General features: G+C 74.1%; 10 protein-coding genes and 1 tRNA gene. 5 read left to right on the top strand and 6 right to left on the bottom strand.

Features of this window, described 5'->3' with window-relative positions; translation table 11 throughout:
* Window positions 1-41: 41 nt before the first annotated feature.
* From ACQPZP_RS23885 to ACQPZP_RS23875, 3 genes are all read right to left on the bottom strand, one after another.
* A complete protein-coding gene (locus tag ACQPZP_RS23885; protein ID WP_433461497.1) occupies window positions 42-668 on the bottom strand; it encodes a trimeric intracellular cation channel family protein in 627 nt (208 codons plus the stop codon).
* 113 nt (window positions 669-781) lie between these two features.
* A tRNA-Sec gene (locus ACQPZP_RS23880) sits at window positions 782-877 on the bottom strand.
* A gap of 10 nt (window positions 878-887) precedes the next feature.
* Window positions 888-2,687, bottom strand: coding sequence for an AMP-dependent synthetase/ligase (locus ACQPZP_RS23875; RefSeq protein WP_433471951.1), 1,800 nt, complete (start codon window positions 2,685-2,687; stop codon window positions 888-890).
* A 174-nt stretch (window positions 2,688-2,861) separates the two neighbouring features.
* Here ACQPZP_RS23875 and selD point away from each other — a divergent pair, with 174 nt between their 5' ends.
* Window positions 2,862-3,854: a selenide, water dikinase SelD gene (gene selD / locus ACQPZP_RS23870; RefSeq protein WP_433471950.1), complete on the top strand. Its 993-nt coding sequence runs from the start codon at window positions 2,862-2,864 to the stop codon at window positions 3,852-3,854.
* 78 nt (window positions 3,855-3,932) lie between these two features.
* Window positions 3,933-4,208 (top strand): GlsB/YeaQ/YmgE family stress response membrane protein, encoded by a 276-nt coding sequence (locus ACQPZP_RS23865; RefSeq protein WP_433471949.1) that lies wholly within the window; start codon window positions 3,933-3,935, stop codon window positions 4,206-4,208.
* A gap of 17 nt (window positions 4,209-4,225) precedes the next feature.
* Here ACQPZP_RS23865 and ACQPZP_RS23860 read toward each other — a convergent pair whose 3' ends face one another.
* Window positions 4,226-6,109: a propionyl-CoA synthetase gene (locus ACQPZP_RS23860; RefSeq protein WP_433471948.1), complete on the bottom strand. Its 1,884-nt coding sequence runs from the start codon at window positions 6,107-6,109 to the stop codon at window positions 4,226-4,228.
* 72 nt (window positions 6,110-6,181) lie between these two features.
* Window positions 6,182-7,669 carry an MFS transporter gene (locus ACQPZP_RS23855; RefSeq protein WP_433471947.1) on the bottom strand — a complete coding sequence of 496 codons (1,488 nt, stop codon included), beginning with the start codon at window positions 7,667-7,669 and terminating at the stop codon, window positions 6,182-6,184.
* A 264-nt stretch (window positions 7,670-7,933) separates the two neighbouring features.
* Between ACQPZP_RS23855 and ACQPZP_RS23850 the strand changes: the two genes are divergently transcribed.
* The 3 genes from ACQPZP_RS23850 to ACQPZP_RS23840 all read left to right on the top strand — a co-directional run bounded on the left by ACQPZP_RS23850 (window position 7,934) and on the right by ACQPZP_RS23840 (window position 11,843).
* Window positions 7,934-9,697 (top strand): SelB domain-containing protein, encoded by a 1,764-nt coding sequence (locus ACQPZP_RS23850; protein WP_433471946.1) that lies wholly within the window; start codon window positions 7,934-7,936, stop codon window positions 9,695-9,697.
* A gap of 101 nt (window positions 9,698-9,798) precedes the next feature.
* A complete protein-coding gene (locus ACQPZP_RS23845; protein WP_433471945.1) occupies window positions 9,799-10,992 on the top strand; it encodes an RtcB family protein in 1,194 nt (397 codons plus the stop codon).
* Window positions 10,993-10,997: 5 nt separating this feature from the next.
* Window positions 10,998-11,843: a hypothetical protein gene (locus ACQPZP_RS23840; RefSeq protein ID WP_433471944.1), complete on the top strand. Its 846-nt coding sequence runs from the start codon at window positions 10,998-11,000 to the stop codon at window positions 11,841-11,843.
* 4 nt (window positions 11,844-11,847) lie between these two features.
* On the opposite strand, the gene ACQPZP_RS23835 is transcribed toward ACQPZP_RS23840, so the two are convergent.
* Window positions 11,848-12,654 (bottom strand): alpha/beta hydrolase, encoded by an 807-nt coding sequence (locus ACQPZP_RS23835; protein ID WP_433471943.1) that lies wholly within the window; start codon window positions 12,652-12,654, stop codon window positions 11,848-11,850.
* Between the last annotated feature and the right edge of the window lie 37 nt (window positions 12,655-12,691).

The raw sequence follows: 12,691 nt of genomic DNA, 5'->3' as shown, positions 1-12,691 counted from the left end.
GGTACCCCGGAAATCCGTCATACACGAAGGCGGCGCGGGGGCTAGTCGGGAACGCCGCGCGGCCGGGGCGCCCGCCACCCGTACCGCAGGGCGAGCACCCGCAGTCCGAACGCCATGGCGGCGGCGCCGGCGGTGACGGCGCCTCCGTGCAGGTCCGCGGCGTCCGCGGCCGCGGTCACTGCGGCGCCCAGCAGCGCCGGCAGCGCGTAGAGCTGCCGGTCGTAGAGCACCGCGGGGATCTGACCGCCCAGCATGTCCCGCAGGATGCCGCCGCCGACCGCCGTCACGATCCCGAGCAGCACCGAATGCACCGGGGACAGTCCGTAGGCGAGTGCCTTCACCGTCCCGGTCGCGCAGAACAGCCCGAGCCCCGCCGCGTCGAAGAGCAGCACCGCCGGCAGCAGCCGCGTCACCTGCGGATGCCAGAAGAACACCAGCGCCGACGCCGCCAGCGGCACCAGCACGTACCCGAGGTCGGTGAACGCCGCCGGGGGCACCGCCCCGATCATCAGGTCCCGGATGATCCCGCCGCCCAGCGCGGTGATCTCCGCCAGCACGACCATCCCGACGACGTCCAGCCGCTGCCGGACGGCCGCCAGCGCCCCGGACACCGCGAACACGAAGATCCCTGCCAGGTCCAGCACCGCCGCGACGTCCGGCCCCGTCACTCCCGGCGGTCCGTCCGGTCGATGCTCCAGTTCGCCACCACCGCCGCGAACGACGGGATCACCAGCGCCACCATGCCCCAACCGTACGCGGCGCCCCGCCGCCGGAACGGGGGTGGCGGAGGCGTACGGGAATCGAACCCGCCGTCCCGAGATGCTCGGGACCGTCGGCTTTGAAGGCCGGGGAGGCCACCAGGCGCTCACACGCCTCCGCGGGCGATCTTAGCCGGTGTAGAGGGCGTCGAGGTCGGCGGAGTACTTGGCGTGGACGACGCGGCGTTTCAGCTTGAGGGTCGGGGTGAGCTCCTCGCTCTCGGCGGTCCACTCGGCGGGGAGCAGGCGCCACTTCTTGACCTGCTGGACGCGGGCGAGGCGGGTGTTGGCGTCCTCGACGGCCTTGGCGACCTCGTCGAGGACGAGGGGGTGGGCGGCGAGGGCGGCCAGGTCGGTGGTGTCGATGCCGCGGGCGGCGGCCCAGACGGGGGCGACCTCGCCGTCGAGGGTGATGAGGGCGACGACGTACGGGCGGCGGTCGCCGAAGGCCAGGGCCTGGCCGACCAGGGGGTGCTCCTTGAGCCGGTTCTCGATCAGGGACGGGGCGATGTTCTCGCCGCCGGCGGTGATGATCAGTTCCTTCTTGCGGTCGACGACGGTGAGGAAGCCGTCGGCGTCGATGCGGCCGACGTCGCCGGTGCGCACCCAGCCGTCCGGGTCGATCAGGTCGGCGGTCGCGTCCGGGCGGTTCAGGTAGCCGGGAGTGCAGGTGGCGCCGCGGACGAGGATCTCGCCGTCGCCGGCCAGCCTCAGTTCCACGCCGGGGAAGGGGCGTCCGACGGTGCCGAGCTTGAAGGAGTCGGCGAGGTTGGCGGTGACGGCGCCGGTCGTCTCGGTCATCCCGTAGGCGTCGAAGATCTTCAGGCCGAGCCCGGCGAAGAAGCGGGCGACCTCGACCGGCAGCGGGGCGGCGGCGCTGGACGCCTGACGCACCCGGTCCAGGCCGAGGAGGGCGCGCATCGGCGTGAGGACCGCCGTGTCGGCCGTCTCGAACGCGGCGGTGATCTCGGGGGTGAGGGTGTTGCCGTACTCCTGTGCCGTCACGTAGGCGCGGCCCGCGTGGAGGGCGGCGGTCACGGCCTGCTTCTTCGCCTCGTCCCGCTCGGCGGACAGGACGGCCTGGATGCCGGCCATGACCTTCTCCCAGACGCGCGGGACGCCGAAGAAGGAGTGCGGCCGCACCTCGGCCAGGATCGTCGTGAGCTGGGAGGGGTCGGGGCAGAAGTGGACGTGGGAGGCCAGCCCCACGGGCAGGTAGTAGCTGAGGACGCGGTCGGCGATGTGCGCGAACGGCAGGTAGGAGATGCCGGACGGATGGTCGGGCAGGACGGAGGTCCGCCGCACCATCTCGGCCTCGTGCAGCACCATCGAGTGCGTGATCAGGACGCCCTTGGGGTCGCCCGTGGTGCCGGAGGTGTACAGGAGGGTGACGGTGTCCTCGGGCTTGACGGCCCGCCAGCGCCGGTCGGCGGCGGACGGGTCGGCGGCGAGCTCGCGGCGGCCGAGCTCGGTGAGGGCGTCCCAGGTGAGGAAGAGGTCGCCGGACGGGCAGGCGTCCGCGTCCACCACGATGATCTTGCGGAGCCCGGGCAGCCGGCCGAGGACCGGCAGCCAGCGGTCGAGCTGGTCCTTGCCGTCCAGGACGGCGTACCTGGCGGAGCAGTGGCCCGCGACGAACGCGACCTGGTCGGGCGCGAGGGTCGCGTACACGGTGGTGGGGACGCCGCCGGCGTGGACGGCCCCGAGGTCGGCGATGACGTGCTCGGAGCGGTTCGGCATCATCAGCGCGACGACGTCGCCGGACTCCAGGCCGAGGGCGGCGAACCCGGCGGCCGTCTCCAGTGCGCGGGTCCGGGTGTCAGCCCAGGTCAGCGTCTTCCATTCGCCGTCGATCCGGTCCGAGTAGGCGGGCCTCGCGCCGTGCCGCCCGGCGGTCTCGGCGAGGGCCGTGCAGATCGTCCGTCCCATGTCGCCCCTTGATGTAAGTGATGACTTGCAGAGCGAATCGCATCATGCCGAACGACGTTCGGACAAGGGTTTCACCGAATCCGGCGCTGGTCGCGGCCGGGATGGGCCCTCGGTGATCGCTCCCGTACTGTCCGTTTGTTGATCATTTGAGATAGTTGTGCGTTAAATCTTGCGGTGACCCGACTCGCCCCCGCCGCCCGCCTGACGCAGTACGCGCACGGCGGCGGCTGCGCCTGCAAGATCCCGCCGGGGGAGCTGGAACGGGTCGTGGCCGGCCTGACCGGCGGGGACGACTCCCTCCTCGTCGGCGGCCCGGACGGCGACGACGCGGCCGTGCTGCGGATCGAGGGGGCGCGGGCCGTGGTGTCCACCGCCGACTTCTTCACGCCGGTCGTCGACGACGCCTACGACTGGGGCCGCATCGCCGCCGCCAACGCGCTCTCCGACGTGTACGCGGTCGGCGGGGAACCGCTGATCGCCCTCAACCTGCTGGGCTGGCCCGCCGACGCGCTGCCCGTGGAGCTGGCCCGCGAGGTGCTGCGCGGCGGACGGGACGTGGCGGCCCTCGCCGGCTGCGCGATCGCGGGCGGGCACAGCATCGACGACCCCGAGCCGAAGTACGGCCTGGCGGTGACCGGCGTCGCCGACCCGGACCGGCTGCTGCGGCTGGACGCCGGCCGCCCCGGCGTCCCGCTGACGCTGACCAAGCCGCTCGGCATCGGCGTCCTCAACGCCCGGCACAAGGCGACCGGGGAGGAGTTCCCGCACGCGGTCGCGACCATGACGGAGCTGAACGCCGACGCCGGGCGGGCCGCCCTCGAACACGGCGCGACCTGCGCCACCGACGTCACCGGGTTCGGGCTGCTCGGCCACCTGTACAAGCTGGCGCGGGCGAGCGGGGTCACGGCCGTCGTGAACGCCTCCGCCGTCCCGTACCTGGACGGCGCGCGCGAGGCGCTCCGGGACGGGTTCGTACCGGGCGGCACCCGGCGCAACCTGTCCTGGGTGTCGCCGCACACCGACTTCCGCCGCATCGCCGAGGAGGAGCGGCTGCTGCTCGCCGACGCCCAGACGTCCGGCGGCCTGCTGGTCGCCGGGGAGATTCCGGGCGCCCCGGTCATCGGCGAACTGGTCGGCCGGGGACGGCACACGCTCGTCATCCGCTAGCCTCCCGCGCTCGTGTCGCCGCCCGGGACGCGGGTAGGGCTCCGACGAGGGCCCGAAGGCGACGGGAGGAGCGTACGGATGACCATCGGGGGGCTGGCCGCGGCCGTCGTCCTGGGCGCGGTCATCGGGGCCCTGGCGCGGCTGATCGTGCCGGGCAGGCCGACCATGCCGGTGTGGCTCCTGATGGGGGCCGGTGTCGTCGCGGCGTTCGCCGGGACGGGCCTGGTCCACGTGTTCGGCCTGGGGGACGGCGGCTGGAGTCCCTGGGAGATCCTGTTCCAGATCGTCCTCGCGGCGGCCGGCGTCTGCCTCGTGGCGGCGTTCTGGCCGGAGCGGACCCGCCGCACCCCCTGACCGAGTACAACCGGCGGCTACGGCGTCCGGCGCAGGACGGGGCGCAGGTCGTCCAGCACGTCCGGGTCCTCGATCGTGGACGGGACCGATACCTCCTGGCCGTCCGCGATTCCCCGCATCACACCGCGCAGGATCTTGCCCGACCGCGTCTTCGGCAGCGCCGGCACGACCGAGATCTCCTTGAGCGCGGCGACGGGCCCGACCTGGTCGCGCACCAGCCTCACCAGCTCCGCGCACACCTCTCCCGGCTCCGCCAGGACCCCGCTCTTCAGCACGACGAGCCCGCGCGGCACCTGCCCCTTGAGCGGGTCCTGGACGCCGATGACCGCGCATTCGGCGACCGCCGGATGGGAGGAGATGACCTCCTCCATCGTCCCGGTTGACAGCCGGTGCCCGGCCACGTTGATCACGTCGTCGGTGCGGCCCATCACCCAGACGTAGCCGTCCTCGTCGATGTGCCCGCCGTCGCCGGTGAGGTAGTGGCCCGGGAACCGCGTCAGGTAGGACTCGACGAACCGCTCGTCGTCCTGCCACAGGGTGGGCAGCGTGCCCGGCGGCAGCGGCAGCCGGATCGCGATGTCGCCGTCCGCGCCGGGCGGGACGGCCGAGCCGTCCGGCGCCAGGACCCGCACGTCGTACCCGGGGACGGGCACCGACGGCGACCCCGCCTTGACCGGCATGGGCTCCAGCCCGCGCAGGTTCGCCACGATCGGCCAGCCGGTCTCGGTCTGCCACCAGTGGTCGATGACCGGGCGGTCCAGGACGCGCGACGCCCACCGGTAGGTGTCCGGGTCGAGCCGCTCGCCGGCGAGGAACAGCGCGTCGAGCGGGGACAGGTCGTGCCCGGCGAGCAGCGCGCCCTCCGGGTCCTCCTTCTTGATCGCGCGGATCGCGGTCGGCGCGGCGAACAGCACCTTCACCCGGTGCTGCGCCGCCACGCGCCAGAACGCGCCCGCGTCCGGCGTCCCGACCGGCTTGCCCTCGTACAGGACGGTCGTGCAGCCGGTGAGCAGCGGCGCGTACACGATGTAGGAGTGCCCGACGACCCAGCCGACGTCGGACGCGGCCCAGAACACGTCGCCGGCGCCGACCCCGAACACGTTCTCCATCGACCAGCGCAGCGCCACCGCGTGCCCGCCGTTGTCGCGGACGACGCCCTTCGGCCGCCCGGTCGTCCCGGACGTGTACAGGATGTAGAGCGGGTCGGTGGCGGCGACGGGCACGCACTCGGCGGGCTCGGCCGTGGCGAGCGCCTCGTCCCAGTCGACGTCCCGCGGCCGGACCAGGTCGGCGTGCAGCTGCTCGCGCTGCCGGATCACGCACCGCTCGACCTTGTGCCGGGCCAGTTCGAGGGCCTGGTCGAGAAGCGGCTTGTAGGGGACGATCCGGCCCGCCTCGATCCCGCAGGACGCCGACACCACCGCCTTGGGGCGGGCGTCGTCGATGCGGACGGCCAGCTCCCGCGCCGCGAACCCGCCGAAGACCACCGAGTGCACCGCGCCGAGCCGCGCGCACGCCAGCATCGCGATCACCGCCTCGGGCACCATCGGCAGGTAGATGACGACGCGGTCGCCGCGGTCGACGCCCTGCGCCCGCAGCGCCCCGGCGAACCGGGCGACGAGGCCGGTCAGCTCCCGGTAGGTGTAGGTGCGCACGGTCCCGGTGACCGGGCTGTCGTAGATCAGCGCCGTCTGGTCGCCGCGGCCCTCCTCGACATGCCGGTCCAGCGCGTTGTCGCACGTGTTGAGCTCACCGCCGGTGAACCAGCGGTAGAACGGCGGCGCCCCGTCGTCCAGGACCCGGTCCGGCGGCACGAGCCAGCGGACGTCCCGCGCGGCCAGCCCCCAGAAGCGGGTCGGGTCGGCGATGCTGCGTTCGTACGCGGCCGCGTAGGCGCCCATGTGGTCCTCCCGGTGACGGGTCCATGGCCCGAGTCTGCGCTGCGGCCTCGATCCGCGATTAGGGCCGCACACCTATAGGGCATGGCGGGGGGCCGGTTCGTCAAGGGCCCGCGCCGCCGGGACGGAGGTCTCGGAGGGGTGGCGCAGGGCGTGCGCGACGGCGATGAGGGCGGCCACGGCCGCGCCCGCGGCGACGATCCAGAAGCACAGCACGTACCCGCCGAGGGTGGGTGTCGCGGTGCCGTCGATCACCCGCCCGGCCAGGATCGACGCGGTGACGGCGCCCGCGACGCTGCCGCCGGTGGTGCGCACGAGCGAGTTGATCCCGCTGGCGATCCCGCTCTGGTCCATCGGGACGTGCTGGACGGCGAGCGTCCCGAGCGCCGCGTACGCGATCCCGAACCCGAGGCCCTGGATGGCGCTGAACGCGAGCATGTCGTACCCGTGCGAGTTCGACACTGCGAGCCAGGCGTAGCACAGCCCGGCGAACGCCGACCCGATCGCGAGCGTCCAGGCGGGGCCGAGGCGGGCCGCGATCCGCCCGGCCATCGCCGAGAAGACCAGCATGGTCACCGTGCTCGGCAGCATGTAGAGGCCCACGTCCAGGACCGAGCCGTCCAGCCCGTATCCGACCTTCGCGGAGGGCGCCTGCACGAACCCGGCGATCAGCGTGAACGCGGCGAACATCGAGAAGCCGAGCAGCGCCGAGACGAGGTTCGCCGACAGCGACCGGGCGCCGACCAGCAGGTTCAGCCGCACCAGCGGTGCCCGGACGCGCAGCTCGATCACGACCCAGACCGCGCAGGCCGCCGCGGCGGCGCCGAACAGGGCGAGGACGCCGCCGGACGTCCAGCCCCACGCGTTGCCCTGGCTGATGCCGAGCAGCAGGCAGACCAGCCAGCCGGCGAGCACCGCCGCGCCGGCGTAGTCGGGCCGTCCCCCGGCCCGGACGCCCACGTCCCGGGCCGCCGCCGCGGCCAGCGCCAGCGCGGCCGCGGCCAGCGCGGCGGCGATCCAGAACACCGGGTGGTGGCTGGAGGTGCGGGTGGCGATCAGCCCGGTCACGATCATGCCGGCGCTGCCGCCGACGCCCATGGTGGCGCTGACGATGCCGATCGCCGTGGTGACCCGGGCGGGCGGGAAGGTGTCCCTGATCATGCCGATCGCGAGCGGGATCAGCGCGGACGAGACGCCCTGCAGCGCGCGCCCGGCGATCAGCACCGGAAGCGAGCCGGACACCGCGCAGACCACCGAGCCGGTCAGCAGCAGCACGAGCGCGAGCAGGATCATCCGCTTCTTGCCGTACATGTCGCCGAACCGCGTCAGCAGCGGGGTGGCCACCGCGCCGGCCAGCAGGGACGCGGTGAACACCCAGGTCACGTCGGTGATGGAGGCGTCGAAGCGGTCCATGAGCTGCGGCAGCAGCGGCAGGACGAGGGTCTGCTGCACCGACACGACCATCCCGGCCGCCGCGAGCGCGAGCAGCGTCGGCCCGGTGGGCCGGGCGCGGCCGCCCGGATGCCCGGACGCCTCGCGCGCCGTGGCCGGGGCGCCGGTCATGCGAACCTCCCGCGTCGGCCGGTCGCCGGGTCCCGGCATCGCGGCATTTTCCTTACTTAGGGTAAGTAAGTGTAGAGGGCGCGATTCACCGCAGGTCGTCCCCCCGGCGAGTGCGGATCTGTCCGCGCGTCTTGGTTTGCGCGGGGCCCCGGCCTCCATAGGCTTGCCTTCCGTGGACCTTCGTCTGCACAACCCCCGTTTTGCCTCTCCCCGCGCGGCTCGTCCCTGTGAGGTCTTCCGCGTTCAGGTCCGGAAAGGACACTGATGCAGGTCGTCACCACCGCCGGCCACGGTGGGCACGGCAAGTCTGCGCTCGTGCGAGCCCTCACCGGCACCGAGCCAGGCGAACCGGGCGCCTGGACGGAGCTGCCCTCGGGGCGGCGCGTGGCGTTCGTGGACGTCCCCGGAGACGAGCGGTCCGTCCCGGCCATGCTGGCCGGCGCGGCGCCCGCGCCGGCCGTCCTGCTCGCCGTCGCCGCCGACGAGGGCTGGATGGCGCAGACGCGCGAGCACCTGGACGCCCTCGGTGCGCTCGGCGTCCGGTCCGGCGTCCTCGCGGTCACCAAGGCCGACGCCGCCGACCCGAAGCTGGCGCTGCGCCTGATCCGCGAGCGGCTCTCCGGCACCGCGCTGCGCGGCGTGGAGGCCGTCGCCGTCAGCGCCGTCACCGGCGCCGGGATGGACGAGCTGGCCGCCGCGCTCGACCGCCTCACCGGCCGGCTGCCCGTCCCCGACCCCGCCGCCCCGGTGCGGCTGTGGGTGGACCGCGCGTTCACCGCCGGGCGGCAGACCGTCGTCACCGGAACCCTCGGTGCCGGGACGATCGCGGTGGGCGACGAGCTGCTCCTGATGCCCGCCGGGGAACACGTCCGCGTCCGCACGATCGGCTGCGCCGGGGAGCCCCGCGAGTCGGTCGGGGGAGTCTCGCGGGTCGTGCTGACCCTGCGCGACGCGGGACGCGTGGGCGCCGGCATGGCCCTGGTGACCCCGGGCGCCTGGACGCACACCACCAGCGTCGACGTCCGCACCCGGTTCGGTGAGGCGTCCGGCAGGCTCGCGCGGCGGCTGACGCTGCACGTCGGCTCGGCCGCCGTCCCGGTCCGGCTCCGGCCCCTCGGCCCGGACACCGCGCGGCTGACGCTGAACACCCGGCTCGCGCTGCACCTCGGCGACACCGGGGTCCTGCGCGACCCGGAGCGGCGGTCGATCGCCGGGGTCAGCGTCCTGGACGTCCGGCCGCCGACCCTCGTCCGGCGCGGCGCCGGCGCGGCCCGCGCGCGGGAGCTGGCGTCCTGGCCGGACCGCCCGGACGGCACGATCGTGCTGCGGCGGCACGGCGTGCTCCGCCGGTCCGAGCTGTCGCTGATGGGCTGCGCGCCGCCGCCGGAGGCCGTCGCGCTGAACGGCGAGTGGGTCGCCGACCCGGCCCACTGGCGGTCGCTGTTCGACCGGCTCGCCGAGGAGACGTCCCGGCACGCCGCCGCGAGCCCGCGCGCCCCGGGCATCCCGCTGGAGACCGTCCGGCTGCGGCTCGGCCTGCCGGCCCGGCAGCTCGTCACCGCGCTCGTCCGGCCGCCGCTGCGGGTGGCCGCGGGACGCGTCTACGGCCCCGTACCGGCCCCGGCCGAAGAATCCGGGCCGGCGGCGGCCCCGCCTCCCACGGCGGTCGCCGCGACGCCCCCACCGCCCCCGCCGCCCTGGGCGGACGGCGTGCGGCGTCTCCAGGCCGACCTCGCCGAAGCCCCTTTCGAACCGCCCACCGCCGAGCGCCTCGAAGAGCTGGGCCTGACGGGCGAGGTCCTCGCCGGCGCGGAACGCGCGGGCGCCGTCCTGCGGATCGCCGACGACGACGGCGACATCGTGCTGCTCCCGGGCGCCGACCGGGAGGCGCTGCGCGTGCTGTCCGGCCTGCCGCAGCCGTTCACGCCCGCCCAGGCCGGCGACGCCCTGGCGGCCGGCCGCCGCGTCGCCGTCGCGCTCCTGCGCCACCTGGACCGGCTCGGCCTGACCGAACGCCGCCCCTCCTGAGACCGCCCTCCTGACGCCGGCGCGGCGAAAACCGGTTGAACCGGGATCGGTGATTCTGGCGTCATAGTTCGCGGTTCGGTTCCGTCGATCAAGGAGAGGGCATGCCGTACCAGACTCTGAAGGGCGGCCGCGTCCCGATCCGGATGTGGACCGACCCCGACACCGTCGAGGACCTGGCCCTCGACCAGCTCCGCAACGTCTCCGCCCTGCCGTGGGTGGAGGGCCTCGCGGTGATGCCCGACGTCCACTACGGCAAGGGCGCCACCGTCGGCTCGGTCATCGCGATGCGGGACGCGGTGTCCCCGGCGGCCGTCGGCGTCGACATCGGCTGCGGGATGACCGCCGTCAAGTCGTCCCTCACCGTCGAGGACATGCCGGACGACCTGTCCGGGCTCCGCAGCCGGCTGGAGAAGGCGATCCCCGTCGGGCGCGGCTCCCACAAGACGGCCGTCGACCCGTCCGGGCTCCCCAGCCTCAAGGAACGCGGCTGGTACGACTTCTGGAAGGGCTTCGACGGCCTGCACCCGGCGGTGCGGGCCCGGCTCGGCCGCGCCCGCGCCCAGATGGGCACGCTCGGCGGCGGCAACCACTTCCTGGAGCTGTGCGCGGACGACGACGGCGCGATCTGGCTCGTCCTGCACTCGGGGTCCCGCAACATCGGCAACGAGCTGGCCGAGCACCACATCGAGGCCGCCCGCAAGCTCCCGCACAACCAGGACCTCCCGGACAACGACCTCGCCGTGTTCCTCACCGGGACCGCGAAGATGGACGCCTACCGGCACGATCTGTTCTGGGCGCAGGAGTACGCACGCCGCAACCGGGCCGTCATGACCGCGCTCGCGCAGGGCGTCGTCACCAAGCGGTTCGGCGAGAAGCGCTGCAAGTGGGGCGAGGTCATCTCCTGCCACCACAACTACGTCGCGGAGGAGGAGTACGGCGGCGTCGAGCTGCTGGTCACCCGCAAGGGCGCGATCCGCGCGGGCCGCGGCGACCTCGGGATCATCCCGGGCTCCATGGCGACCGGCACCTACATCGTCCGCGGCCTCGGCAACGAGACCGCCTACAACTCCGCGTCCCACGGCGCGGGCCGCAGGATGAGCCGCAACAAGGCCCGCAAGCACTTCACCGTGGACGACCTGATCGAGCAGACCAGGGGCGTGGAGTGCCGCAAGGACGGCGGTGTCGTCGACGAGATCCCCGGGGCCTACAAGGACCTGGAGACGGTCATCGCCGCCCAGTCCGACCTCGTCGAGGTCGTCGCGCACCTGCGCCAGCTCATCTGCGTGAAGGGCTGACGGCGATGCGGGCGGTGCAGCGGCCGGCCAACGCCCGGTACACGGGCGACGGCATGAAGCTGCACCGCCGGACGCTGCGGCTCGCCGGCCGCGACCACACGGTCGTCGGGCTGCGGCCGGGCGCGCGGGTCCGGTTCAGCACGAACCTTTTCCACGGCACATGGCACGTGCTGTCCGACCCGCGCGGCGCGAGGGTTCTGGGCCGGCTGCTGTGGGGCCTGTCCTACCAGGCGAGGCCCGGCACGCTGGTGGTCGTCGACCGTCCGTTCCTCGTCCCGACGCCGTTCGACGCGGACCCCGCCGACCCGATCGTCCTCGTCCCCGCCTGGCACACGCCGTTCACCGGAAAGACCGCGCGCGACCTGGCGCGCCGGCTCCCGGTCCGCCGCCCGCCGGACGGAACCGTCCGCTGGCGGACGCACGGGCTGGACGACGCGCTCGCGGACTGGCAGGAATGGTTCCGTGCCGAATGGTGGAAGGACCGCTGCGACGGCCGCGTGAAACGGCTGCACGGCCTGGTCGCCCTCATGCCCCGCACCCCGCTGGAGATGCGCGACTGGGCGGTGCTCGCCGGCGGCATGAACCCGTCCGGGCGCCACGGGATGGACTACGTGTACTTCGGGTCGTGGGGGCACGGCTCCGAGGGGGAGATCCAGGTCTTCCGGGGCTTCCACCGCGACGTGAGCGTGTCCCGGCGGGCGCGTGCCGACGTGCTCGCCTGCCCGGACGCGCCGGCGGACCCCGCCGAGCTGCGGCCGCTGATCTGGGATCGGCACGACCTGATCAAGAGGAGGCGGGCGGCGGCCGCCGCGACCCGCCGCGCCGGTGGCGCGCCCGCGCCGGGCCCCTGAGGGGTCAGCCGAGGACGCGGTCGATGAAGGCGGTGACGTCGGCGAGGACCTCGTCGCGGTTGGTCTCGTTGAAGACCTCGTGGCGGGCGCCCGGGTAGAGGCGCTCGGTGAGGTCGTCGCCGCGGATCGCCTCGATGCCGGCGCGGGTGCCGTCCAGGGGGACGAGTTCGTCGGCGTCGCCGTGCACGTAGAAGGTCGGCAGCGCGCCGAGTGAGCCCTGCTCGTTGATGCGCTTGAGCGCGGTGTCGAGCGCCACGATGGTGGCCTTCTTGAACGGTCCGTGCCAGACGAGCGGGTCCTCGGTGTACGCCTTGCCGACGGCCGGGTCCCGCGACAGCGTCGAGGTGTCGATCGGCTCGTCGGGCATCTCGTCCAGCGGGAGCAGCGCCTCGACCGCGTGCCAGCGGCCGAGGACCGGCCCGGACAGCACCAGCGCGGCGAGGACGCCGCCGTGGAGCCCGGCGTACCGGGCGGCGATCAGCCCGCCCATGGAGTGGCCGATCATGACGACGGGCAGGCCGGGATGGTCGCCGCGCGCCGCCTCCACGACGGTGTGCAGGTCGGCCACGACGTCCTCGTAGTCCTCGATCAGCACGCGGTCGCCGGCCGAGCGGCCGTGGCCCATGTGGTCGGGGCCGCAGACGACGGCGCCGTGCCGGACCAGGACGCCGGCGACGTGGTCGTAGCGGCCGAGGTGCTCGCCGTATCCGTGCACGAGGACCGCGACGTACCGCGGTTCGCCGTCCGCCCAGATCCGGGCGGTGATCGCGCCCCGCGTGCCCGCGAACTCCCACTCCCGCGACGTCGTCACTCCGGCCTCCCTGATGTTCGACGGAACGTAACCGTCT

This window comes from Spirillospora sp. CA-142024 (genome assembly GCF_050942325.1).
Lineage (GTDB): Bacteria > Actinomycetota > Actinomycetes > Streptosporangiales > Streptosporangiaceae > Spirillospora.
Note: the sequence above shows the minus strand (reverse complement) of the source record. Positions and strands in the feature narration are given on the sequence as shown.